The organism is Flagellimonas rhodophyticola (assembly GCF_049332665.1).
In the GTDB taxonomy this organism is placed as follows: Bacteria; Bacteroidota; Bacteroidia; order Flavobacteriales; family Flavobacteriaceae; genus Flagellimonas.
Window position 1 is genome coordinate 2,550,128 of sequence record NZ_CP186326.1, and the last position, 23,263, is coordinate 2,573,390.

Here is a 23,263-nt window from a genome sequence, read left to right on the forward strand (position 1 = left end):
TTTCCAAAGTAGGCGAGAACAAGCAATTACTTATAGCCATTGTTACCTGCTGTTTTATTTAGATAGTATCATCTTCTTTGTTCCAATTTCTTTACCATCAGAAATCAATTTATATAAGTATAGTCCGGCCTCTAAAGAACCAGCTTCTATTATAACTTCCCCTTCTCCCGCTTTCAAGTTATTAAACTCCAATAGAAGACTACCTTTTAAATCAAACACATATAGTGAATTTTTAGTGGTATAGGTCGGCACTGTATATCTAATATAAGTGTCTTCATTAAATGGGTTTGGAATATTTTGAAGCAAAACAAAATTATTACTATCCACAGCACCATTCTTGATTTCTTGCAATTCCTTCATTTCAGATTTTAATTCGTTCAGTTCAACTTTGAAATACTCCAATTCTTGCTTTAGGGTTCTATTTTCATCATTTAATTCTTTTAATGCTTCCACAATAATTGGGGTAAATCCCGAATAATTGATTGCAAAAAAACCTTCGTCGTCCTCCATTACTAATTCAGGTAAAATTTCCTTGACTTCCTGGGCAACGAACCCAAAAGTTCTACCTGTATTAAATTTTCTGCTCTTATACTCTTCAGTTTTAAAATTGTATGACACCCCATTTAGTGAATTAACTTTATCAACTGCTGTTTTAATTTTATTAATATCTTTTTTAAATCTCTTGTCGGAAGTTTGCCACACAGTTGCCAATGCATTACCGTGAACGGTTAATTTGTATATATCGGTTGAGCTAAGGGTCATCAATTTGCTATTCCCGATATAGAAATTAAACGGTCTACTGGTCGTGCTATAATTTTGTTTAAGAAGCGTTTCCGAAGAGTTAGCCCCTAAGATTAGTCTAAGGTTATTGGAATCACTATTGTTCATTGTGGTTATTTGCGCATTTTCACCTCGAAACCTTAAATCATTTAAGTAATTGGACATACTGCCATCTTCACGAAATGTCCAGTAAATAATATCATCTCCGGTTCTGGTATTGCTGATTTGTAAATCACGGTTATAAGATAGTCTTAACCATGTTTTATATCCATTGCCAGGATTTCCATTTCCTTCTGTCTCGAATCCCAAAGCGGCGGCACCATTTGTGTTATTTAATGATTTAAGTTTTAGATAGCCCCTGTGAAAAGTATTTCCATTGATATAGTTTTGCCAAGTTGAAGAATTGTTAGTTTCACCTATCCCCAATTGGGAAACATTGTAAACAGGTCTTATGATAAACCTCTCAGTTGACCCCGATTGTGGATTAACAGCGGGTTCCCATTGCCTGATGGAGAAATCCATATCGCCATTGTTTGAACGATCGCTAGTTATTTGCCACGCCGATTTACCTTGTTTTCGAAATACAACACTGCTTCTCCATCCATTTGTCCCGCCTTCCGCAGATGCCCCGCTATTAGTATTTATGTTATCTAAAATTATTGCTGGATGATAATATGCACTGAAAATAAATTCGTTTTCCGGAACAGTTCCTGTTTGATTATGTAGAAATATTCTTGGTACAAAGAGTTTGGATGGATTAGCAGGGTTGATGCCATAAAGAATAGACTTACTATTATTCTTTCCTGTACCCAAAGTTCCTGGATTAGGAATGGTATATGAAAGTTTAGATAATTGGAATGATTCGTTAGAAAGGTCTTGGGTTTGAGAAAAACCCCTTACTGATACAGTAATTATAATGACTACAGTAAAATAAATTTTTAATTTATACATGATTTCAAATATTAATTGCAGGTAACGGTTAAGATATCGTTCGTTTTAACGAATCATAACGACCGATAACGAAGTTCATGGTTTTTTCCTTCAAAATCAAGCAGAAAACTAGGATGAAGTTTATGAGTTTTCAACATTAGGTTAAGACCAGAATTCTTTTTCTGGCAACTCTTTACCTATTTTGGAAGTCTTTTGGCTTTCTATTATTGCTTAAAGTCAAGCATATTGACAATCTGAGCCTTACTTCAGATTCGCATTTACGATTTCAAAGCTAAATGTTGCCTTTCCTGAAGTCGCTTTCCAAAAGTTATACAAGCTGCCCCAAGAAGCATCTGGGTCTCCCTGTTTGGCAAAATTCTCCAAATTTGAATTCAAGGCATCCCATTTTTCTTGAGGTACGGTTCCTGTCGAGATTACAACAACCAATGCGTTAAACGTTGTTTGCGCATTTTCGTGCGAGGGTACACGGGCACCATTTTCAGCAATAATATCTGCAGCGGAGTATGTTGTAATTCCATCTGCGGTAAAGACGCCAAAATCTGCGGTAGAACTTGGATTTTCTGCTACCACAACCGATTCAAGCTCATCTGGACCAATAAGTCCCATGGCATAAAGTTCCAAATTGGAATATGGAACCGAGTTTCCTCCATTCGCAACGGTACCAAAACCAACATCACCATCTACACTCCCGCGATAGGTGTTACCTCCTAAATCTTCAATTTCGTCAAATCCTCCCAACTGTCCGCCAGCACTGGAATAGCCCCAGTGTCCGCCCACAGTTGTCGGTATTAGTCCATGATTACTCCAGTAATGCTGTATTTCATGCAAGAATGGACCATTTCTTATATATTCGACCCTCGGCATATGAATCACGGTTTTTAAATTCCCAGAAGACCCAAAAGAAGCCGAATTGTCCCAAATGTTTCTTCCCAATCCTTCAATATCGTTTTGCGCAGGGGTTGATAATCCATAATACAGATTATTTGGCTGTGACTCCTCGACATTCAGAATAATGATAAAATCAAAATCATCATTAAAATGTTCAAATACTTTATTTGATACCATTCGCATATCGCCTTCATCCTCCAAAAATTTATTGTAATCATCTTCTGAAAGTATGAGATTGGTGAACTGGTACTCCTCATCGATGGTAAAACCTGATTCTAAAACTAAGGTATCAGGATTTTCAGGAACATCTGGGTCATCGGGATTGTCTGTATCGTTTTCATCCGGTTCATTAGGATCCGAAGTTTCATTTTCGGCATCGGTATCAGGAATTACATCTTCTTCGCTACTGCAAGAAAGAACCAAAAAAGAAAAAAAGACAAACAGGGTAAGGCGGAAAAATGATTTGGGGCTATGCATAAGTGTTCATATTTACTAAAATGAACGATTATCCACTATACATATTTTAAAAATATGTTAGATCTCGATGAAATGCAGTCCTAGATTTATACAACGATTCTATTGCAGATTTTGCTGTATTACAATTTTCACATTCTGGTTATCTTTGGGCAAACTCTTTTTAATGACAACATCAACCAATTGGCAAACAGCCATTGAATTTGAAGATATTACCTATAAAAAGTGCGATGGGGTGGCCCGGATTGCTTTTAATAGACCGAATGTTAGAAACGCATTTAGACCACATACCACAAGTGAATTGATAAAAGCTTTTTACGACGCCCAGGAAGATACTTCCATTGGCGTAGTCTTACTTTCAGCCGAAGGACCTTCAACAAAAGACGGGATTTGGTCGTTTTGTAGTGGAGGAGATCAAAAGGCTAGGGGACACCAAGGCTATGTGGGTCAAGATGGCCAACATCGACTAAATATATTAGAAGTTCAGCGAATGATTCGGTTTATGCCCAAAGTGGTCATCGCCGTAGTTCCCGGTTGGGCCGTAGGTGGGGGTCATAGCCTGCATGTAGTGTGCGATATGACACTAGCGAGCAAGGAGCATGCAATTTTCAAACAGACTGATGCCGATGTCACCAGTTTTGACGGAGGTTATGGTTCAGCGTATCTCGCCAAAATGGTTGGACAGAAAAAAGCACGGGAAATTTTCTTTTTGGGGAGGAACTATTCCGCGCAAGAGGCTTTTGAAATGGGAATGGTAAATGCTGTCATACCTCATGAAGAATTGGAAGATACCGCTTATCAATGGGCCCAAGAGGTGTTGGAAAAATCTCCAACATCGATAAAAATGCTCAAATTTGCTATGAACCTTACGGATGATGGTATGGTTGGACAGCAAGTTTTTGCCGGAGAAGCTACGCGCTTGGCCTATATGACCGAAGAAGCTAAAGAAGGAAGAAATGCCTTTTTGGAGAAACGAAAGCCTGATTTTGGTAAGGATAAGTGGATTCCTTAGTAAAACGAATATCCTTAAATTGAAAAGAGCCTTGCCGTTATGGTCAAGACTCTTTTACGAGAACACTATATGAAAATGAAAAAATTTACTTTCGTTATTATTACAATGTAAATGTAGCACCAGTGTTCCCGTAAATGAAATTATTGTTGTGAAGCGACGTTTTATTGTGGTTAGTTCGATATTTTGACATATAATATCGATTTACTGCACTGATTTCACCACCTCGGATAAGAAACCATTGATATCAAAATTAGGTTCTTCGGCCAATCCTGTGCGGACCACCACTAAATCTTTGGAAGGAATAACAAAGACATATTGCCCCTGATATCCATTACAGGAAAACAAATCTCTGGGCACATCTGGGTATTTTCCATTAGCGTTGAGCCAAAAGTGCGCTCCATAAGTACCGTTGGAATGTAATGTGGGTTCTGTAATATAGTTCACCCATTCAGGATTGAAGATTTGTTCCCCGTTCCAACTTCCTTTATCGAGGTATAATTGTCCAAACCTTGCCCAATCCCGTGTGCTGGCCCAACTATAGGAGGAGCCAACATAATTTCCTGCAATATCAGCTTCAAGAACCATGGAGTACATTCCAATCTTATCAATTAGAGTAGCATATGGAAAATCCAAATATTCTTGATGCGAACGGAACTGTTGTCTTAAAATTCCAGATAAAAGGTTGGTAGTTCCCGAGGAGTAATTCCATATTTCAGTTGGTTGGGCAATCAGATTCTTTTCACGTTGAGCCTTGGTCATATCCGTTTCCAGAAAGAACATTTGGGTTGCGTCAGAGATTTTGGAATAATCTTCATCCCATTCCAGACCGCTCTGCATGCGTAATAGGTGATTTAGGGTTATGTTTTTGCGTTCATCCTTTTCCCATTCGGTAATTGGAGCGGGCCACGACATTTCTAGTTTCCCCTGATGTTCTAATATTCCATAACAAGTGGCCAATACACTTTTGGTCATAGACCATCCTAAAATGGGGGTGTCCTGGGTAAAACCATCAATATACCTCTCAGCCATTAAATGTCCTTTATAAAGAATCAGTAGCGTACGGGTTTTTTGGGTTTCTGGATGGTCAAAGGCCGTTGCCACAGCTTTATTCAATCGGTCCATGTCAATATTTTCGAATATGGAATCCTGGGGAGCAGCCTGTCCATAAGGGTAGGGGATAGTATCCATGGACTGATTACGCATAGGGGCTGGAACGGGTTTATTTTCATCAAAATCGTCGTTGACCAAAACCGTGCCTAAACCTTCGCGATAAATAGCTTTTCGGCTCATTAAACCATATACGGAGGCAGAAGCCCATTTGCTATCGTTGTTTAGTTCGGTTTCTGCCAGTTTGATAAGTGGTATATTATTATCATTCTCTGTTAAAGATGCTGAAGTCCGGTTGGCAACAAAAACACCTGAAGCCATATTTTTGGAGGCATAGCCAGAAATTATGGCCAATTTTGGATAATTGAGATAGACCACAATTCCAATAATCAAAACCAATAAGATAAGAATGCGTTTAAGTAATTTCATGGATTAAGATTTGTAACTTTCAAACACGAAAATAAACAATTACGATATGTCTCATGTAGGAATGATCATTGAAGAACGAAGTCGCGATATAGGCGATTTTTTGGTTGGTAGGCTTATTCCCTTTCGAAAAAAACGTATGATTGGTCCCTTTGTATTCATAGACCATATGGCTCCAGTGCAGTTGGGTCCTAACAAATACATGGATGTAGACCAGCATCCGCATATTGGCTTATCAACTTTGACCTATTTGTTTGATGGAGAAATTATGCATGAGGACAGCTTGGGCACCAAACAGCTGATTAAGCCCGGTTCTGTAAATTGGATGACCGCAGGAAAGGGCGTTTCCCATACCGAAAGAACACCAGAACACTTAAGAAATGGCAACATTTTCACCGCACAGGGATACCAGATTTGGGTGGCATTGCCAAAGAACTTGGAGGATATGGAGCCTCAGTTCCATCATATTGAAGCTGACCAATTGCCCAAATGGCAAGACGACAAGGCCAGCTTTACATTGGTAGCCGGTGAAGGTTATGGCAAAAAATCACCAGTCCCAACCTATTCTCCCTTATTTATGGTTGAAATTAAAACCACCGACTCGTATCAATTGAATGTAGCTGGACAATTAAAGGGTGAAATTGGTATCTGTGTGGACAAAGGAAGTATTGATGCTTGTGGTGAAATTATAGGCAAGGGCAATATTTTGGTAAGCAAAGTTGAAGATACCTGCACAGTTACAGTACACCCTAATTCTCATTTATTATTGTTCGGAGGTGATTCCTTTCCAGAAGAAAGACATATTTATTGGAATTTTGTTTCCACAAGTAAAGAAAAGATAGCCGAGGCTAAAAACAATTGGAACAACAAGACCTTTCCAATGATGGAAAACGACCAAACCTATATACCTGCTCCCAATTAGGTTGTTGGTTAAAATTAATATTAGTTAGCAACAAATCATTTAAAATGCTCAAAACCCAACGAACCGCCTATTTGCCAATCTTATTTTTCTTTAGCTGTATTCTATTTAATTCTTGTGCACCTGAAAAACCAACCACAGAAGAAGTTCTTTATAACCAATATTGCGCCAGTTGCCACATAGCTCCCAAAATTGATGCATTACCCAAGGATATATGGGAAAATGCTGTTTTGCCAGATATGGCCTCTCGGATGGAAATTGAAGAAATGTACCAAGACCCCAATGAGGTCAAATCAGGATTTAGACCCAAAATAAAATTGAAGGACTGGGCAATGTTGCAAAACTATATTGTTTTAATGGCCCCGGAAAAATTGGCTTCAAACAAAATACCAAAGTTGAATACGTTGGAACTATTTGAGGCCACAGAGGTAGCCCTTGATGGCCAAAACGGAGGATTTATCAGCTATTTGGAATTTGCGAAGAATGGCACCGACCTCTATTACGGAGATATTTTCGGATCTCTGATGTCCCATCGTTTTGAAACTGGGATGAACCATCAAATCTACAAAGGGGATACTCCCATAACATGGTACAATAAAAGCGATTCCTTGAGCATCTTCACAGAAGTTGGAATTCTTGACCCTTCTGAACTGGAGCAAGGCAAGTTGGTATCTGTGAAAGAAGAGGATACCATTTCATTACAAAATAGGTTTCACAGGCCAGTTCATACCCTCCTAGAGGATCTAAACGATGATGGTAAGGTAGAAATGGTGGTAAGTGAGTTCGGAAATGAAACGGGAAGACTATCGTTACTCGTCCAAAACGATTCTTTACAATATGACAAAACGGTGCTAATAAACCTGCCAGGTTGTATCCGAACACTCGCTAAGGACATGAATAATGACGGAAAAACCGATTTAATTACAATAACATCACAGGCCTATGAAAGCGTCACCATTTTATATCAGACTGAAGATTTAAAATTCAGGGCAGAAAAAGTGTTGGAGTTCAGTCCTGTTTATGGAAGCAGTTGGTTTGAGCTTGTAGATTATAATGGCGATGGTCATGATGACATAGTCACGGTAAATGGAGATAACGCTGATAAGTCCTATGTTCATAAACCTTACCATGGTATGCGAATTCATTTGAATAATGGAGATAATACCTTTACTGAATCATATTTCTACCCCTTGAATGGTGCCACAAGGGTTTTGGCCCGTGACTTTGATAAAGATGGAGATATTGATTTTGGGTTGATTAGTACTTTCCCGGACTATGAAAATGCTCCAGAATTGTCTTTCGTATATCTGGAAAACACGGATGCAAAGAATTTTGAGTTTGCTACCAAGGTTTTGGAACAGCCGAATTCAGGTAGATGGTTTTTAATGGATGCATCCGATATTGATAAAGATGGAGATGAAGACATTATTTTAAGTTCCTTTACTTATGTATTCACCCCAGTTCCGGATGCATTATCAAAAAAATGGGAGAATAGTAATGTCGATATCTTAGTTTTAGAAAATAAATTACACTGAAAGCATCCTTAAACATAGCGTTGGTAATAATCTTCTTCAGCTTGGTTGCCTGTAATCAAAAAAGTACGCTGCAACATAACGAGTCTTCTCAAAAATATCAATGGTATGGACATGAAGTAGTGGTATCCGCATACAATTCCGTATCCTGGCAAACCCAAGGGGATCCAAATATTGCGGCATGGGGAGATACTTTGAAACCAGGAATGAAAAGTATTGCGGTGTCCAGAGATTTGTTGCGAATGGGGTTAACGCATAATACTATGGTCAAAATTGATACTTTTCCCGATACTTTTTACGTAAAGGATAAAATGAACAAACGCTGGAAAAATCGGATTGACCTGTATATGGGAGTGGATATAAAAAAGGCAAGAGAGTGGGGCAGAAAAAAAATGCTTATCTGCTACGCCATACCCATTGATAGCTCATCAACAACTAATGTCAAATGAAAAAAGCAGCAATCCTATTCGTTTTAAGTAGTCTGCTCTGGGCTTGTCAAGTGCAAAAAACCATTGTGGATAAACCCATTTTATTTGATGATGAACGGATTTCATTGACCAAAGAATATCTCTTAAATCGATATAATCTTGAACAGGAAACTCCTGAAATTGTCCCTCGAATGATTGTGCTTCATTGGACCGCGATTCCCACACTTGATGGCTCTTTTGACGCATTTAAGGACAGTAAACTGCCGAATTGGCGTCCAGATATTGAAAATGTGAGTGGTTTAAATGTTTCCACACAATTTTTGGTAGATAGAGATGGTACCATTTATAGATTGATGCCTGAAAATTTTATGGGACGCCACGTCATTGGTTTAAATCATTGCTCCATTGGGGTGGAGAACGTTGGCGGTACCGAAGAACACCCTTTGACCAAAGAGCAGTTAAAGTCCAACATTTGGTTGGTAACCTACCTCGCTGAGAAATATAACATTGACTACTTGATTGGTCATTACGAGTATACGCTGTTTGAAGGACATCCGTTATGGTTGGAAGTGGACGATGGATATCGCACCGAAAAAACAGATCCAGGAACAGATTTCATGAAAAAGGTCAGAAAAGCAACGAAAAGGTTTAATTTTAAACCCGTGCCATCAAAATAATACTATGCGTTACAAAATTTTTCTTCTACTGGGGTGCTTCAGTTTTTTGACTTATTCCCAGGAATCCATTACAACCAATCTATTTGAAACTTACGAGCGGTATAAAGAATCTTCCCTTCAGAAGCGGAGGATAAAACACCATCAAATACAACCATTGATTGAAAGATTTGATGCAAACCCAAAATTCCAAGTTCAAAAAGTAGGGGGGTCCATTGAAGGAAGGGATTTAAAGTTAATCAGCATAGGTTCTGGCCCAGTCAATATCTTTCTTTGGTCACAAATGCACGGTAATGAACCAACCGCGACCCAAGCAATTTTTGATATTTTGAACTTTTTGGATGCTCCGGGATTTCAACAAGAGAAAAGAGAAATCCTATCAAAGTTGAAGTTGCATTTCTTACCTATGCTCAATCCTGATGGGGCAGAGGTATACCAAAGACGCAATGCATTAGGAATTGACATTAATCGTGATGCTTTAAGATTACAGTCTCCCGAAGGGAGGGCTTTAAAAAGAATCCGAGATAGTCTCGATGCTAAATTCGGCTTCAACTTACATGACCAAAGCACCTATTACAATGCCGAATTGACCAATAAACCGGCTACAATTTCCTATTTGGCGACTGCCTTCAATTACGAAAAAGATATTAATGAAGTGCGTTCCAATGCCATGAAGGTCATTGTTTATATGAACAACATCATTCAAAATTATGCTCCAGGACAAGTTGGGCGTTATAGCGATGATTTTGAGCCCCGTGCATTTGGTGATAATATTGCTAAATGGGGAACAAGTCTTATTTTAATAGAATCAGGAGGATATACTAATGATGTTGAAAAACAGGAGATTAGAAAATTGAATTATGTCTCCATTCTCTCAGCTCTATATACCATTGCCCAGGAAAGTTATTTGGGCATTCCTATAGAAGATTATGAAAAGATTCCAAGAAACGATAGAAAGCTATTTGATTTAAAGATTGAAAATGTTACCTATCAGCTTTTGGGCAAAGAATATATCCTTGACTTGGGCATTTATCGTCAAGAAGTAGACCTTGAAGGTCATGACACATTCTACAATAAAAGTATCATTATAGACCAGGGTGATTTATCCACCTTCTATGGATATGAAACCTTTGACGCATCTGGTTATACCATTGTGCCGCCTAATAAAGGGAACCCGGAAGTATCTATTTTTTTGGACGACCCGATGAAATTGCTTCAAAATGGGGTTGGATATATTTTCAGTAGTCATCCGCAGAACAGGGAATTTAATCCTGGTTATCAGCATATAGTTCAACTTGGCGTACATCCACCAAAATTTGAAATTAAAGTTGGTCAAAACCCCACTTTCTTTTTGGAAAAGGAAGGAGAGATTACCCATGCAGTCATTAACGGATTTCTACTCGATTTGAGCAAACCTTTGGATACACAAAAATTTGGCAACGCCTTAATCTATCGTTAATACCCAAATTGAATAGTCGTTTCCGGGCCATACTTGATCAAAACGATTAACATGGTGAACAATATGCCTACGATTGAGGCAAATAAAGAGAGTACTAAACCTTTATATCCGTTTGATAGAGGACCTATCGCACTGTTCTGAATTATTTCTTTTACTACATCCATAACTTTCTTTTTTTGAGTTATTCATTACATAGTTCATTAGGATGCAATTAGTTGTTGTCTATACTGTAAAAACAATCGTTGGTCTAAAAACCCTACCAAAAGCCGTTCCAAACCTGGATGATTGGCAATGAAATTACTACCTTCAACACCAATAAAATCAATATATTCTAGAAAAATGAAGACAAAATTCCTTTTAATTGTTTTTGCGTTATTTCTAATACAATTTGGGTATGCGCAAGAAACCATTGATCTATTCAACGGTGAAAATTTAGACGGATGGGTAAACCATGGCGAAGAAAAATGGTATGTTGAAAATGGAGAGCTTATTTGCGAAAGTGGCCCAAAAGCGGGTTATGGATACTTGGGAACCAAGAAGTTTTACAAGAATTTTGAACTTACCTTGGATTTCAAGCAAGAAAACAACGGTAACAGCGGGGTTTTCATCCGATCAACATTCGAAGGAACCAAAGTTTCGGGATGGCAAGTAGAAGTTGCACCACCAGAACATGCAACCGGTGGAATTTATGAGTCTTATGGACGAGGTTGGCTGATAAAGCCAGATACAGAAAAGGACAAAGCCCTTAAAATGGGAGAATGGAATACCATGAAAATTTTGGTGAATGGCGATACGATTACCACCTGGTTGAACGGAACTGAAATGGTGAACCTTACAGATGAAAAAATAGGCGCAGGGGAAGGTTCTATTGCCTTACAGATCCATGATGGCGGAGGAATTCGGGTAAAATGGAGAAACATTAAATTAAAACCACTCCAATAAATAAACAATTAAGCAAAAAAAAGCGCATCCTAATCGATGCGCTTTTTTATTGCTCTTATTTTATTGGGATTACTTCAAACTTTCGAAATTCTACAGGTCCATGGTCGCCTTGAATCATTAATGGGCCTGGCTCTCCTTCTTTGCTATCCAAAGCTCCACCGGTAATGCCAGGAATAGTTTGACCGGAAATCACCGTTTTTCCATTAGCAATAATAGTTACCCTACGTCCCAACAAGGTAATATCGTAAGATTGCCATTCGTCCGGATTCTTTGCTGTATTCTCATTGGGTTCCAGAAAACCATAAATGCCACTAAAGTAAATATCAGAAGGCTCAAGTCCTTTGTTGTCAGCTATCTGCACTTCATACCTTCCTCTCAGATAAATCCCGCTATTGCTTCCTTCTGGATAACGGAACTCAACTTTTAATCTGAAATCTGTAAACTTCTGATTACTAATAAGATTGGCGCCTCCTTTAGCATTTTTTAAAATTCCTTTCTCCACAGACCATTGATTGTTCTCAGAATCCAAATACCAGCCATCAAGATTTTTGCCATTGAAAAGAGCCATGGGTTTTCCCCATTCCGGATTTTCCGTTGCAGCCATCTCAGGGGCTCTTACACCTTTCCATGTGGCTATACTGCCATCCGTATAAACCATGGTTCCTTTGAGAATATTATCAATCAACTCGCCATGAAAGATCATATCATTTCCTACAGGCTCCCACTGCCGTGGAATATCGAAACTGAACTTATTTCCATGCATTCTTACTTCTGATATTGGCCTGGCACTGCCGAAAGCAAAAACAAATCGACCTACAAGGGTTTCATGCCCAGAATGACGCACCTCCAACCATGAAGGGACGGTTTCTCCCTTGAATTCCATTTCTAAATCCCATCTGCCTTCAACAGGATGGAACTTTTGAGAATAACCGATAAAAACATTCAAGAGAACAAAAATCGAGACTAAAGGAAACAGAGGTTTGATACGTAAATTCATATATGTTATACTTAATGGGTACCAAGATAATGCTTAAAAAGATAAAATTCAGCTTAACTAGAACTACAGTTTTTAGTTTGCTCCTTCACAACACATTGAAAGTAAATACTTTAAAAAGTATTCAAAAAAAGAATACAAAAAGAACTCCATAAAAAGTATTTTGGACCTAAAATATTAATCAATAAACTTAAACAGATTATGAAGAATTTTTACCTATTGGCAATAGCTTTGTTGTCATTAACTTTTTCAAATGCACAAGAACAAGCAGTTAAGGCAAATCCTATCGGCTTAGCTTTTGGAGTTGCAAACGCAGGGTACGAATTTGCTACAAATGAGACTCAAACGCTAACAATTTCAGGGCTTTATTATAATATTTCCGATGCTTCGGGTTTTGGGGTCGGAGCTGAATATCGATTCTACTTTTCAAGTGACGAGGCTTTGCGGGGATGGCATGCTGGTCCATCCGTAGGGTACGTTTCCCTTGAAGATGACTTCAACAATTCTGCTGGTTTTTTCGCGATTGGTGGGGAAGTAGGGCACCAGTGGATTTTTGGAGAACATTTCTTACTTGATGTATTTGCGGGAGTTGGATATGTAGCTGGGGATTCTGATGACTTGGCAGTTTCAATTGATGCTACTGCTGTAAGTCTTGGTGTTGCTATAGGTTACGCTTGGTAGGTGACTAATAATCGAACAAAAAAAAAGCGGCCAATAGCCGCTTTTTTGTTTCATTATTATTAGGGCTACTCACATCCTCCAGTAAATCCGTTCGCGCTAAATTCGGTCTGAACGGCCCCTTGCAATCCACCATTTGTTAGCTGAATTACTAAATTGTTATTGCCACTCCCATCGCGCTTAGGGGTACAATATTCAAACAAATAAAAACTGTTTGCCTGTTCAGAAACCCGTTGTGATATTTGAGTGAAGGTTGCCTCCAATTCTTCTTTATTACTAGCAAAAACACTAGCTGTTTTTCCTATTTCTTCCAAAATTTCAGTGTCTATCTCTGCTCCAAGTCCTATGGTAAAGAACGAAATGTTTCTGTTTGCCTGCTCAACAGCTTGTAATGCAGCATCTCTTGTAAATCTTGATGCTTGATCCGTACCATCCGTAAACAAAACAATCGATGCAGCTCCAATTACCGAAGCTTGATTATTCTCTTGCAACAAATCTTCGGCGAAATCCACAGATTTGATAACCGCTCCATATAAATCCGTTGATGGGTCATTGCTAATGTCAGATGTTATACCGTCAATTGCAGAGGTCAACTCCGTTGTGGATGATGTCAATTCATTTAAAAGATGAAGTTCGTTTTCTCCATCAAACCAATAAATGGCCATCTTAAATGAGGTGGTTTCTGGAGAAGGCATAACATTGGTAATAAAACTTGTGGATGCCGCCTTTAACTCCTCCAAACTACTTTGCAATACACTGTTACTTAAATCCAACACCAAAATAGTATTGTTGCTAAATACTTGGGAATTCGGAGAAATTCTTGCTTGTGATTCAGAAGAAGAAATGGTGTTAAAACAGTCATCATTTCTGCCCTGTTCATAAATGGTGAACTGATTTGCAGTAAGTCCTGAAATTGGATTGCCAATCAAATCAGATACTTTAAATAATATGGAAACTTTTCCGGGTAGGGTGGTGAACTGGTCCTGGATGGAAAGTAAAAGCTCATTGTCTTCGAAACCCAAACAGTTGTCGGGATCCTTTCCTTGCCCAAGTTCTCCTTGGTTAATATCAAAGTTTACATCGTCATCCGCATTGCCGCAGGCAATAAAAAGGATTGAAAAAACAATAAGGGATAGATATTTAAATGCATTTTTCATTTTCAAAAAGTTGAGGTTCTGCTTGAAAAACGCTCAATTCTTCTGAAAATTACTTTGAATCACCACAATAGATTTAAAGAAAAGTTAAAAAAACCTGGCAGCTGTTAAAAAAAAACCTGTGCACTTAAATTTTGGTAACTTCAAGCTGACAACAACTCAATTCAAAAAACTATGCCAACGTATCAGATTAAAGTGAATGGAGAATCCAGGTCAGTCGATGTGGCCGAAGACACTCCAGTTTTATGGGTGTTACGGGATCATCTAGATCTTGTAGGTACTAAATACGGTTGTGGAATAGGGCAGTGTGGAGCTTGTACCGTTCATGTTGATGGTACCGCCATGCGAAGCTGTTCCCTTACCTTATCCCAGATTGATGGAAAATCAATTACAACCATTGAAGGACTTTCGGAAAATGGAACACATCCGGTTCAAGAAGCCTGGAAAGAGGTTGATGTGCCTCAATGTGGTTATTGCCAAGCAGGCCAGATCATGACCGCTTCCGCATTTTTAGAGAACAACCCAAATCCTTCCGAGGAGGATGTCAATAATGCCATGCACGGAAATATTTGCCGTTGTGCTTCCTATTCTAGAATTCGCAAAGCAGTTATGATTGCTGCCGAGAATATGGACTAAAGATTCCATTGTACACCTAAAAACAAAAAAATGTCAACAAATAAATCCAATACATTAAGTAGAAGGGCATTCATCCGCAATTCTTCTTTAGCAGGAGGAGGTATGGTAATTGGTTTTAACCTATTGCAATCCTGTAAACCCAAAGTTATCGCTGAACCTGCCATAGATTTGGCAAGTCTGGATTACAATGATTTTAATGCATTCATTAAAATATCGGATAACGGAGCTGTAACTATATATTCGCCCAACCCTGAAATCGGACAAGGAGTAAAAACTTCCATGCCAATGATTATAGCCGAAGAGCTTGATGTGGCTTGGAAGGATGTGTATGTTGAGCAAGGTATTTTAGATACTGAAAATTATCAAAGACAGGTTGCTGGAGGAAGTCAATCCATTAGATTTGGATGGGATGCACTTAGACAAACTGGAGCCAAAGCAAAACACATGTTGGTCAGCGCAGCTGCTACTCGCTGGGGCGTGGACCCTTCGGAGTGCTCAGTAAGCGAAGGAGTCATTACCAATGCCGCAGGAGAATCGCTAGGATATGGGGATGTAGTGAATGAAGCTGCCCTTTTGGAGATTCCGGAGGACGTTCCTCTTAAGGATCCAAAAGATTATAAAATTATGGGTAAGGATGCTTCCAATGTGGATATTGGAAAGATTGTTACCGGAAAGCCTTTATTTGGATTGGATTACAAAGTAGATGGCATGGTCTATGCCGCAGTGTTACGCCCACCGTCTTTTGGCCAAAAGTTGGTTTCTTTTGACGATACCGACGCCCGTGCCATGCCAGGCGTTATTGATGTTGTGACCATTGGAGAAAAAGTAAGGGCGCTTTTGGAAGAAGATCCAGGCTTTGCCAGTAAAATTTCTTCAAGTAATAAGGTGGTAGTTGTTGCTGAGTCTACCTGGCAAGCAATGAAGGCAAAAAAAGCTGTAAAAGCAGTTTGGGAAGATGAATCCAAAGTAGAAAGTACAGAAGAGCACGATAAAATCCTGAACGATTTATTGGATGGTAACAACTTTAACACCATGCGTTCCGATGGAAATATCAAAAAAGCTTTTGCGGAAGCTGATGAAACCTTAGAACGCACCTATGAATCTCCCTTTTTGCCTCACAATTGCATGGAGCCTATGAACTTCTTTGCTAATGTAACTGATGAAAAAGTTCATCTTGTGGGTCCAATTCAAACTCCAGCCTGGAAAGCGGGACTGGTTTCCAAAATGTTGGGGAGGGAAGAAAAAGATATTCTTCTTGAAATGACACGAATGGGAGGAGGTTTTGGAAGAAGGTTATATGGTGATTTTGTGATTGAAGCTGCCGAAATTTCGGATAAAATCAAAAAACCTGTCAAGGTTGTTTACTCCAGAGAAGATGATATGGAAGATGGCATCTATAGAATGGCCATTAAATATAGAATTAAAGCAGGAATCAAAGATGGGAAAATTACGGCCTATCATTTGAAAGAAGCAGCGGTAAATGACAATATGTATGGGCTTATACCCAATTTCTTTCCCGCAGGTGCCGTAGAGAATTACCAAGTAGACGCTGCAAGTTATAATAGCAACATTACAACAGGAGCTTGGAGAGCACCATATACCAATTTCTTGGCTTATGCTGAGCAAAGCTTCTTTGATGAGTTGGCCGAAATGATGGAAGTCGATAAAATTCAACTTCGTCTTGACTTGTTGGACAAAGTAAAACCTGAAGAGGATGAACGTATCCAATATTCACCAGATAGAATGAAAGAAGTTATCAAGACCGCTGTGGATAAATCTGGATGGGGAACCAAACCTAAACATGTTTACCAAGGTTTTGTGAACTATTATTGTCATAACACCCATGTTGCAGAAGTAGCGGATGTTGAGATTGAAAACGGACAACCGGTGGTGAAAAAGATTACCTGTGTCGTAGATTGCGGTATCGTGGTCAATCCTATGGGAGCTCTCAATCAGATTGAAGGTGGTGTCATTGACGGAGTAGGGCATTCTATGTATGGCGAATTGCAATTTAAAGACGGAAAACCGACTGCAAATAATTTTGACCGATATCGCTTAATTAGAATGAAGGAAGCGCCGATTGTTGAGACCCATTTTATTCAAAATGACCTATCACCAACAGGTTTGGGAGAACCCACACTTCCACCAGCCGGAGGTGCCGTGGCCAATGCATTCAAAGCAGCCACAGGAAATAGACTCTACCAACAGCCATTCACCAAAACACCAGAATTATTAAAAGTACCTGAAAAGGAAATTATTGGTTGATTTTATGACGATATTATTGTTTGGGATTACTAAAGACATCGTGGGAAGTTCCACGTTGTCTGTTCCCACTTCTAGTGCCACAGGCAGAAGGGTTCCAAGAACGGTAAAAGATTTAAAGCAATTTTTGGGTGAAACCTATCCAGAACTTAATAAGCTTTCTTCCTTGGCCGTGGCTGTAAATAATAGTTACGCTGAAGACGAAGAAGTCATCAATTCCTATGATGAAATTGCACTGATTCCTCCAGTAAGTGGAGGATGATTAAGGCATAAGCAGTATCTTTCACATACTTTGTATAATATATGTTGGTTGACAATCACAATAGAAGAATAAATTATTTAAGGCTTGCGGTAACAGACAGGTGCAATCTGCGCTGCAATTATTGCATGCCCTCCGAAGGGATTGACTTTGTCAAGAACGACAAGCTTCTGACTATAGGTGAACTCTCCAAAATCAGCGAGGTTTTAGTCAGTCAGGGAATAGATAAAATCCGGATTACTGGCGGTGAACCCTTTGTTCGTAAAGACCTCATGGCTTTACTGCGAAAACTCAGCACCTTGGATAAGCTCCAAGACATTTCGGTCACAACCAATGCGACGCTAATTGGTCCTTATATCGATGAGCTCAAAGCACTTGGGATTAAAAACATCAATGTAAGTTTGGATGCTATCAACCGTGAGACTTTTGAGCGCATTACCCGCCGCAATCAGTTTGACACTGTGCACAACAACCTTATTCGTTTGATTACGGAAGGTTTTAATGTGCGAATCAATTTTATTGTTTTAGAGGGACAAAACGAACAGGATATCGTGCCTATTTTAGACCTGATGAAACACTATAATGTTTCCGTTCGATTTTTGGAAGAAATGCCTTTTAATGGAGGTAGTAAGAACTTTAGCGGAATCAAATGGGACTACAAGGCAATTTTGGAGCATATTTCAAAATCCTATTCAGATTTTCAAAAATTAGAATCCCCTCCTACATCCACTTCAATCAACTATAAAATTGAGGGACATAAGGGCACTTTTGGTATTATTCCATCTTTTAGTAGAACATTTTGTGGTAGTTGTAATAGACTTCGTGTAACTGCTACCGGAGATGTGATTACCTGTCTTTATGGAAAACCCAAAGCCAATCTTAGAGATGTCATTAGAGGAGAAAACGGGGTTGAAGAAATCAAAAATGTGGTGTTAGAAACTATTGGAAACCGAGCTAAAACAGGCTTTGAGGCACAAGCAGAACATTCTAAAACCATTTTTGAAAATTCTATGACCTCAATTGGCGGTTGATAAATAATAAGACACAATGAAGCAGGAAGTTCCAAGATTATACGGATTGGTTTTGGCAGGTGGTAAAAGCACCCGCATGGGGTCAGATAAAGGATTGATAAAGTATCATTCCATAACCCAGCAGGAACACTTATATAATTTATTAAACCAAATATGCGACACGGTTTATCTCAGCATGCGTGAAGAACAAGTGGAACTTTTAAAGGGTGATACGAATGTCATAGTTGACCAAAACGAATATCGTGGACCTTTTAATGGGATTCTTAGTGCTCATAAAACACATCCTAAGGCCGCATGGCTTATATTGGCTTGTGATCTTCCTCTAATTGACTTAAAGTCTTTAAAGAAGTTGGTTGAAAATAGAGATTCAGAAAAGTTTGCAACCTCCTTTGCAACTAAAGAATCTGGATTACCCGAACCATTGATTACGATATGGGAACCAAAAGGCCTTGAAGCTGCAATGGAATATCTATCGTCCGCAGATAGCAGTTGTCCCAGGAAGTTTTTAATCAATTCTGAAATTACATTGGTGCATCCAGAACAAGATGAAATTCTATACAACGCCAATTCATTGGAAGACTATGAATTTATAAAGTCCAGAATAGCATTGTCCAATGGAATCTAGGTATTTACGACAGACAATTCTTCAAGATTTCGGGAAGGCTGGACAGGCCAGACTTGCTGAAGGACGTGTATTGGTTGTGGGTTTGGGCGGTTTAGGGCTACCTGCATTGCAGTATCTCAATGCTATGGGCGTTGGAACACTTGGATTAATGGACCAAGATGTGATTGAGTTGCATAATCTACAGCGACAAATCCTTTACAACGAAAAGGATTTGGGCAGACAAAAATTGGAAGTAGTTTTTGAAAAATTAAAAGAGCAAAATTCGTCAACGGTTCTAAAAACCTATGATTCGTTTTTGACAAAAGAGAATGCATTGGATATTCTCAAGGATTATGATGTTATTTTGGATGCCACAGATAATTTTCCTACCCGCTATCTTATCAATGATGCATGTGTTATCCTCGAAAAACCATTTGTTTATGGTGCATTACATGGTTTTGAGGGTCAGGTAAGTGTTTTCAATCATCTTGATGGTCCTACGTACCGTTGCTTGTTCCCAACTATGCCTTCGTCTGAAGAAATACCAAATTGCAATGAAAATGGAGTACTTGGAGTTATTCCAGGTATTATCGGAACATTTCAGGCACTTGAGGTAGTAAAACTGTTGACCGGTGTAGGAGAGGTGCTGTCTGGCATACTACTCCTTTACAATGGATTGAATCAACAAATAAATAAAATTACCTTCAAAGTCAACTCCCTAAATAAAAACATAAAGGAGCTGCAAGAATTTTACGAGCCTGTAAACTGTGAAATGGTTTCAACAATCAGTGCGGAAATCTTTCAATCCATGCGAGAATCCAATGTAAAAATCTCCCTTATTGATGTTAGAACAGAAGAAGAATTCATGGAAAATCATCTTCAAGAGTCATTGAATTTTTCTTTAGATAAAATACACCAATACACTCCAAATCAAACTGATAAAGAAATTTATGTTGTTTGTCAATCTGGAAAACGAAGTGAGATGGCCGTTCAACAACTTCAGGAAGCATATCCTAACTTAACTTTTTATTCTATTTTAGGTGGGATGAACAAAATAATGGCCTTATGTCCATAGCCTTTGGCGACTTTATCCTTTTGCTTATTGCTTTTTTTATTGTGGCCACGCTATATTCAGCGGTGGGTTTTGGAGGTGGATCAAGTTATCTAGCCATTTTGGCCTTAGTTGTCACCAGTTTTTTGACTATCAGGAGCACGGCATTACTTTGTAATTTAACCGTTGTGTCTGGAAGTTGCATACTGTTTTACAAAAGTGGACACCTCCATCTAAAAAGATTTTTGCCTTTTGTCATCATCAGCATCCCCTTGGCGTTTTTAGGAGCTTCCTTTCGATTAGAAGAACAGAGTTTTTTCATTATTCTGGCTGTTGCCCTGATTGTTTCAGCTATTGCATTAATTTATCAAACAACACTGCATAAATCCAATAATACCGAGAAAAAGTATCCCACCTACCTTTCCTATCTGCTGGGAGGTGCAATCGGATTACTCTCCGGTCTGGTTGGGATTGGTGGCGGAATTTTTTTAGCCCCCATACTTCATCATATGCGATGGGATAAGCCAATTGTAATCGCTGCCCTGGCAAGTTTCTTCATTTTGGTAAATTCAATCTCTGGACTAGGGGGGCTGTTTTGGAGTGGTTCTTTTCAAATTTTCTGGCCCGAAATTTTAGGTTTATTGTTCGCTGTTTTTCTAGGGGGGCAATTAGGTGTCAGAATTAGCTTAGGAAAACTATCCGCAAAGCGGATTCGATTGCTAACGGCCGCACTGGTGCTATTTGTTGGTATAAAAGTGCTTTTGAAAAATGGATTACAACTAACGCTATTTTCATGATAATATTTGAAACAGCATTACAGAAAGTTCTTAAGCATGTTCCGGATTATGGTGTGGAACCGGTCGCGTTGGAATCATCCTTGGGGCGAATACTTGCTGAGACAGTTGTAGCTGATAGAGACTTTCCTCCATTTGATAGAGCTACAAAAGATGGCATTGCCATAAAATACAACCCAGATATAGATGCAAACACTTCATTCCAAATAATCGGCATTGCTCAAGCAGGAAGTCCACAACTAAGTCTGGAAGATTCATCTGCATGTATTGAAGTTATGACGGGAGCTGTGATCCCAAAAAATACAGATACCGTTGTGATGTACGAGCATCTCCAAAAGAAAAATAATTTTTTCAGCATCACAAAACCAGTTAAAAAAGGACAAAATATTCACTATAAAGCAAGCGATACTGGTTCTGGTGCTGAATTGCTTCAACCAGGCACCATCATTACCTCGGCAGAAATCGGTGTTTTAGCAACCGTTGGTAAATCTGAGGTTATGGTAAGGAAATTGCCAAAGGTTGCCGTGATAGCTACTGGAAACGAATTGGTGAATGTTGATGAAAAACCACTTCCACATCAAATCAGAAAATCCAACACCTATACCCTGAAAGCCCTTTTGCAAAATGAGTCTGTCCAAGCAGATGTTTATCATTTAGTTGATGAACCCAATCTTTTGAAAAATAAGCTTAGTGAGTTGCTGGAAAAATTTGATGTCTTGTTACTAAGTGGGGGAGTTTCCAAGGGGAAATTTGATTTTCTACCCACCACCTTTGATGCACTTGAAGTACACAAGGTTTTTCATAAGGTACTGCAACGTCCAGGCAAACCTTTCTGGTTTGGAAAACATGCTCTGCATAAAACTACCGTGTTTTCGTTTCCAGGTAATCCCGTTTCTACTTTTGTGAATTACCATGTTTATTTTATACCATGGCTTAACAAAACTTTGGGAGTTACGGCTCCAGAATTTACTGTATTTTTAAGTGAACCTATAAGTAATGCCACAGATTTAACCCGCTTTTTGGGGGTTGAGATTTGTTTTAAGGAAGGAAAACTAATTGCAAAAGAGATTAGCACATCAGGTTCGGGAGATTTGTTGAGCCTTTCGAAAGCAGATGGATTTATCCGTCTAGCACCAAACGAATCTCTTGAAGCCAACGAGTTGGTTCCATATATTCAAGCAAAAAGGATTTTTTAGTCATGACGCACGAATTAAAGATCATTCTTGACCATTTTGGGAAACGTCAAAACGTGAGATCGGTACTTGCTACTGTTGTTGCTTTGGACGGATCTTCTTACAGACGACCAGGTGTTCGCATGCTGATTTTTGAGAATGGAGATATGGTTGGAGCTGTCAGTGGAGGCTGTGTTGAGAAAGAAGTGTTTCGGCAAGCTCAATCCGTTTTTAATGATGGAACCTCAAAAGTGATGGTATACGATGGCCGTTATCGCTTGGGCTGCGAAGGGATTCTCTATATTTTACTAGAGGTTTTTGAGCCCAGTGGAGCATTTTTATCTCAGTTCTGGAATGCTGTTGAAAAAAGAGTTCCATTTCAAATCAAATCCTATTATGCAAAAGAGCAGAATGACAGTGATAAGTACTTTACCAGTTTTCGGTTTGATGAAACGTCCATCCCGGTAAACAAACATTTAAAAAATGTGGAAAGGGATGAACTCCTTGAGTTCGAACAGGAAATGAATCCTTGTTTCCAATTGCTGATTATAGGAGCTGAACACGATGCAGTACAGCTTTGTAATTATGCCTCATTGACCGGTTGGGAAGTAACAGTAGTTGCCAACCCTAGGGAAGAGAAAACCGAAAAAGATTTTCCTGGGATCCATAAGTTAATAGCGGTAGAACCGGAGGTCTTTAGGTTTACTTTGGACAAACAGACCGCAGTTGTGATTATGACACATAGCTTTGTGAAGGACCTACAGTTTTTAATCTCCCTTAAAGCTGAAAAAGGAGCCTATATTGGACTTCTAGGACCTTATAAACGTCGAGAAAAATTGTTTGATGAGCTCATGGAAAGACACCCTGATGTTTCCGAAGAGTTTTTAGAGCACATTCATGGGCCCGCAGGTATAGATGTCGGAGCAGAAACCCCACAAGAAATCGCTATTTCAATTTTGAGCGAAATTCTATCCGTTGTAAATAGGAAGGTGCCTTCGTTACTTAAGCATAAAATAGGGGCAATCCATAGTTAAAT

General features: G+C 39.0%; 23 protein-coding genes. 17 read left to right on the forward strand and 6 right to left on the reverse strand.

Annotated features, from left to right (window positions below; all coding sequences use genetic code 11):
• Nucleotides 1–54: 54 nt before the first annotated feature.
• Both ACOKFG_RS11435 and ACOKFG_RS11440 read right to left on the reverse strand, forming a co-directional pair.
• Complete coding sequence (locus ACOKFG_RS11435; RefSeq protein WP_422861286.1) at nucleotides 55–1,731, reverse strand: tail fiber domain-containing protein; 1,677 nt, start codon at nucleotides 1,729–1,731, stop codon at nucleotides 55–57.
• A 240-nt stretch (nucleotides 1,732–1,971) separates the two neighbouring features.
• The gene (locus ACOKFG_RS11440; protein WP_422861287.1) at nucleotides 1,972–3,096 is read right to left on the reverse strand and encodes a hypothetical protein; all 1,125 of its coding nucleotides are present in this window, start codon (nucleotides 3,094–3,096) and stop codon (nucleotides 1,972–1,974) included.
• A 163-nt stretch (nucleotides 3,097–3,259) separates the two neighbouring features.
• On the opposite strand from ACOKFG_RS11440, the gene ACOKFG_RS11445 reads away from it, so the two are divergent.
• Nucleotides 3,260–4,105 carry a 1,4-dihydroxy-2-naphthoyl-CoA synthase gene (locus tag ACOKFG_RS11445; protein ID WP_298789658.1) on the forward strand — a complete coding sequence of 282 codons (846 nt, stop codon included), beginning with the start codon at nucleotides 3,260–3,262 and terminating at the stop codon, nucleotides 4,103–4,105.
• A 201-nt stretch (nucleotides 4,106–4,306) separates the two neighbouring features.
• Here the strand turns inward: ACOKFG_RS11445 and ACOKFG_RS11450 are convergent, their stop codons facing one another.
• Complete coding sequence (locus ACOKFG_RS11450) at nucleotides 4,307–5,641, reverse strand: serine hydrolase domain-containing protein (protein WP_422861288.1); 1,335 nt, start codon at nucleotides 5,639–5,641, stop codon at nucleotides 4,307–4,309.
• Nucleotides 5,642–5,687: 46 nt separating this feature from the next.
• Between ACOKFG_RS11450 and ACOKFG_RS11455 the strand changes: the two genes are divergently transcribed.
• From ACOKFG_RS11455 to ACOKFG_RS11475, 5 genes are read left to right on the forward strand one after another with little or no spacing between them, the layout of a single operon-like run.
• On the forward strand, nucleotides 5,688–6,560 hold the full coding sequence (locus tag ACOKFG_RS11455; RefSeq protein WP_422861289.1) for a pirin family protein: 873 nt from the start codon (nucleotides 5,688–5,690) through the stop codon (nucleotides 6,558–6,560).
• A gap of 44 nt (nucleotides 6,561–6,604) precedes the next feature.
• On the forward strand, nucleotides 6,605–8,092 hold the full coding sequence (locus tag ACOKFG_RS11460; RefSeq protein ID WP_422861290.1) for an FG-GAP repeat domain-containing protein: 1,488 nt from the start codon (nucleotides 6,605–6,607) through the stop codon (nucleotides 8,090–8,092).
• Between the two features lie 20 nt (nucleotides 8,093–8,112).
• On the forward strand, nucleotides 8,113–8,538 hold the full coding sequence (locus ACOKFG_RS11465; RefSeq protein ID WP_313819521.1) for a hypothetical protein: 426 nt from the start codon (nucleotides 8,113–8,115) through the stop codon (nucleotides 8,536–8,538).
• Nucleotides 8,535–9,194 carry a peptidoglycan recognition protein family protein gene (locus ACOKFG_RS11470; protein ID WP_299485271.1) on the forward strand — a complete coding sequence of 220 codons (660 nt, stop codon included), beginning with the start codon at nucleotides 8,535–8,537 and terminating at the stop codon, nucleotides 9,192–9,194. Before ACOKFG_RS11465 ends, ACOKFG_RS11470 begins: the two co-directional genes overlap by 4 nt.
• A 4-nt stretch (nucleotides 9,195–9,198) precedes the next feature.
• The gene (locus tag ACOKFG_RS11475; protein WP_422861291.1) at nucleotides 9,199–10,650 is read left to right on the forward strand and encodes a M14 family zinc carboxypeptidase; all 1,452 of its coding nucleotides are present in this window, start codon (nucleotides 9,199–9,201) and stop codon (nucleotides 10,648–10,650) included.
• Here the strand turns inward: ACOKFG_RS11475 and ACOKFG_RS11480 are convergent.
• Nucleotides 10,647–10,814 (reverse strand): hypothetical protein, encoded by a 168-nt coding sequence (locus ACOKFG_RS11480; RefSeq protein ID WP_298789672.1) that lies wholly within the window; start codon nucleotides 10,812–10,814, stop codon nucleotides 10,647–10,649. The genes ACOKFG_RS11475 and ACOKFG_RS11480 overlap by 4 nt on opposite strands.
• A 175-nt stretch (nucleotides 10,815–10,989) precedes the next feature.
• Here ACOKFG_RS11480 and ACOKFG_RS11485 point away from each other — a divergent pair, with 175 nt between their 5' ends.
• Nucleotides 10,990–11,592, forward strand: coding sequence for a 3-keto-disaccharide hydrolase (locus ACOKFG_RS11485; RefSeq protein WP_299485275.1), 603 nt, complete (start codon nucleotides 10,990–10,992; stop codon nucleotides 11,590–11,592).
• Nucleotides 11,593–11,647: 55 nt separating this feature from the next.
• On the opposite strand, the gene ACOKFG_RS11490 is transcribed toward ACOKFG_RS11485, so the two are convergent.
• A complete protein-coding gene (locus tag ACOKFG_RS11490) occupies nucleotides 11,648–12,589 on the reverse strand; it encodes a 3-keto-disaccharide hydrolase (RefSeq protein WP_422861292.1) in 942 nt (313 codons plus the stop codon).
• 198 nt (nucleotides 12,590–12,787) lie between these two features.
• On the opposite strand from ACOKFG_RS11490, the gene ACOKFG_RS11495 reads away from it, so the two are divergent.
• Complete coding sequence (locus tag ACOKFG_RS11495) at nucleotides 12,788–13,267, forward strand: DUF3575 domain-containing protein (RefSeq protein ID WP_299173121.1); 480 nt, start codon at nucleotides 12,788–12,790, stop codon at nucleotides 13,265–13,267.
• 65 nt (nucleotides 13,268–13,332) lie between these two features.
• On the opposite strand, the gene ACOKFG_RS11500 is transcribed toward ACOKFG_RS11495, so the two are convergent.
• Nucleotides 13,333–14,421 (reverse strand): VWA domain-containing protein, encoded by a 1,089-nt coding sequence (locus ACOKFG_RS11500; protein ID WP_299173122.1) that lies wholly within the window; start codon nucleotides 14,419–14,421, stop codon nucleotides 13,333–13,335.
• A 171-nt stretch (nucleotides 14,422–14,592) separates the two neighbouring features.
• On the opposite strand from ACOKFG_RS11500, the gene ACOKFG_RS11505 reads away from it, so the two are divergent.
• Genes ACOKFG_RS11505 through ACOKFG_RS11545 form a run of 9 tightly spaced genes read left to right on the forward strand, consistent with a single transcriptional unit; the run spans nucleotide 14,593 to nucleotide 23,261 of the window.
• Complete coding sequence (locus ACOKFG_RS11505) at nucleotides 14,593–15,054, forward strand: (2Fe-2S)-binding protein (RefSeq protein WP_299173125.1); 462 nt, start codon at nucleotides 14,593–14,595, stop codon at nucleotides 15,052–15,054.
• A 30-nt stretch (nucleotides 15,055–15,084) separates the two neighbouring features.
• Nucleotides 15,085–17,319 (forward strand): molybdopterin cofactor-binding domain-containing protein, encoded by a 2,235-nt coding sequence (locus ACOKFG_RS11510; protein ID WP_299173128.1) that lies wholly within the window; start codon nucleotides 15,085–15,087, stop codon nucleotides 17,317–17,319.
• A gap of 4 nt (nucleotides 17,320–17,323) precedes the next feature.
• Nucleotides 17,324–17,578: a MoaD/ThiS family protein gene (locus ACOKFG_RS11515; protein WP_298789684.1), complete on the forward strand. Its 255-nt coding sequence runs from the start codon at nucleotides 17,324–17,326 to the stop codon at nucleotides 17,576–17,578.
• Between the two features lie 41 nt (nucleotides 17,579–17,619).
• A complete protein-coding gene (gene moaA, locus ACOKFG_RS11520) occupies nucleotides 17,620–18,606 on the forward strand; it encodes a GTP 3',8-cyclase MoaA (RefSeq protein WP_422861293.1) in 987 nt (328 codons plus the stop codon).
• A 16-nt stretch (nucleotides 18,607–18,622) separates the two neighbouring features.
• Nucleotides 18,623–19,231, forward strand: coding sequence for an NTP transferase domain-containing protein (locus ACOKFG_RS11525; protein WP_298789687.1), 609 nt, complete (start codon nucleotides 18,623–18,625; stop codon nucleotides 19,229–19,231).
• Nucleotides 19,221–20,285 (forward strand): HesA/MoeB/ThiF family protein, encoded by a 1,065-nt coding sequence (locus ACOKFG_RS11530; RefSeq protein WP_299485288.1) that lies wholly within the window; start codon nucleotides 19,221–19,223, stop codon nucleotides 20,283–20,285. The genes ACOKFG_RS11525 and ACOKFG_RS11530 overlap by 11 nt, the downstream gene beginning before the upstream one ends.
• A complete protein-coding gene (locus tag ACOKFG_RS11535) occupies nucleotides 20,276–21,058 on the forward strand; it encodes a sulfite exporter TauE/SafE family protein (RefSeq protein WP_299485290.1) in 783 nt (260 codons plus the stop codon). Before ACOKFG_RS11530 ends, ACOKFG_RS11535 begins: the two co-directional genes overlap by 10 nt.
• On the forward strand, nucleotides 21,055–22,251 hold the full coding sequence (locus tag ACOKFG_RS11540; protein WP_299485293.1) for a molybdopterin molybdotransferase MoeA: 1,197 nt from the start codon (nucleotides 21,055–21,057) through the stop codon (nucleotides 22,249–22,251). The genes ACOKFG_RS11535 and ACOKFG_RS11540 overlap by 4 nt, the downstream gene beginning before the upstream one ends.
• Before the next feature lie 2 nt (nucleotides 22,252–22,253).
• A complete protein-coding gene (locus ACOKFG_RS11545; protein WP_298789707.1) occupies nucleotides 22,254–23,261 on the forward strand; it encodes an XdhC/CoxI family protein in 1,008 nt (335 codons plus the stop codon).
• Nucleotides 23,262–23,263 lie beyond the last annotated feature (2 nt).

Bases quoted from the DNA above. Each gene is read 5' to 3' on its own strand.
- ACOKFG_RS11435 (WP_422861286.1), bottom strand. From the start codon at position 1,731: ATGTATAAATTAAAAATTTATTTTACTGTAGTCATTATAATTACTGTA.
- ACOKFG_RS11440 (WP_422861287.1), bottom strand. From the start codon at position 3,096: ATGCATAGCCCCAAATCATTTTTCCGCCTTACCCTGTTTGTCTTTTTT.
- ACOKFG_RS11445 (WP_298789658.1), top strand. From the start codon at position 3,260: ATGACAACATCAACCAATTGGCAAACAGCCATTGAATTTGAAGATATT.
- ACOKFG_RS11450 (WP_422861288.1), bottom strand. From the start codon at position 5,641: ATGAAATTACTTAAACGCATTCTTATCTTATTGGTTTTGATTATTGGA.
- ACOKFG_RS11455 (WP_422861289.1), top strand. From the start codon at position 5,688: ATGTCTCATGTAGGAATGATCATTGAAGAACGAAGTCGCGATATAGGC.
- ACOKFG_RS11460 (WP_422861290.1), top strand. From the start codon at position 6,605: ATGCTCAAAACCCAACGAACCGCCTATTTGCCAATCTTATTTTTCTTT.
- ACOKFG_RS11470 (WP_299485271.1), top strand. From the start codon at position 8,535: ATGAAAAAAGCAGCAATCCTATTCGTTTTAAGTAGTCTGCTCTGGGCT.
- ACOKFG_RS11475 (WP_422861291.1), top strand. From the start codon at position 9,199: ATGCGTTACAAAATTTTTCTTCTACTGGGGTGCTTCAGTTTTTTGACT.
- ACOKFG_RS11480 (WP_298789672.1), bottom strand. From the start codon at position 10,814: ATGGATGTAGTAAAAGAAATAATTCAGAACAGTGCGATAGGTCCTCTA.
- ACOKFG_RS11485 (WP_299485275.1), top strand. From the start codon at position 10,990: ATGAAGACAAAATTCCTTTTAATTGTTTTTGCGTTATTTCTAATACAA.
- ACOKFG_RS11490 (WP_422861292.1), bottom strand. From the start codon at position 12,589: ATGAATTTACGTATCAAACCTCTGTTTCCTTTAGTCTCGATTTTTGTT.
- ACOKFG_RS11495 (WP_299173121.1), top strand. From the start codon at position 12,788: ATGAAGAATTTTTACCTATTGGCAATAGCTTTGTTGTCATTAACTTTT.
- ACOKFG_RS11500 (WP_299173122.1), bottom strand. From the start codon at position 14,421: ATGAAAAATGCATTTAAATATCTATCCCTTATTGTTTTTTCAATCCTT.
- ACOKFG_RS11505 (WP_299173125.1), top strand. From the start codon at position 14,593: ATGCCAACGTATCAGATTAAAGTGAATGGAGAATCCAGGTCAGTCGAT.
- ACOKFG_RS11510 (WP_299173128.1), top strand. From the start codon at position 15,085: ATGTCAACAAATAAATCCAATACATTAAGTAGAAGGGCATTCATCCGC.
- ACOKFG_RS11515 (WP_298789684.1), top strand. From the start codon at position 17,324: ATGACGATATTATTGTTTGGGATTACTAAAGACATCGTGGGAAGTTCC.
- moaA (WP_422861293.1), top strand. From the start codon at position 17,620: ATGTTGGTTGACAATCACAATAGAAGAATAAATTATTTAAGGCTTGCG.
- ACOKFG_RS11525 (WP_298789687.1), top strand. From the start codon at position 18,623: ATGAAGCAGGAAGTTCCAAGATTATACGGATTGGTTTTGGCAGGTGGT.
- ACOKFG_RS11530 (WP_299485288.1), top strand. From the start codon at position 19,221: ATGGAATCTAGGTATTTACGACAGACAATTCTTCAAGATTTCGGGAAG.
- ACOKFG_RS11535 (WP_299485290.1), top strand. From the start codon at position 20,276: ATGTCCATAGCCTTTGGCGACTTTATCCTTTTGCTTATTGCTTTTTTT.
- ACOKFG_RS11540 (WP_299485293.1), top strand. From the start codon at position 21,055: ATGATAATATTTGAAACAGCATTACAGAAAGTTCTTAAGCATGTTCCG.
- ACOKFG_RS11545 (WP_298789707.1), top strand. From the start codon at position 22,254: ATGACGCACGAATTAAAGATCATTCTTGACCATTTTGGGAAACGTCAA.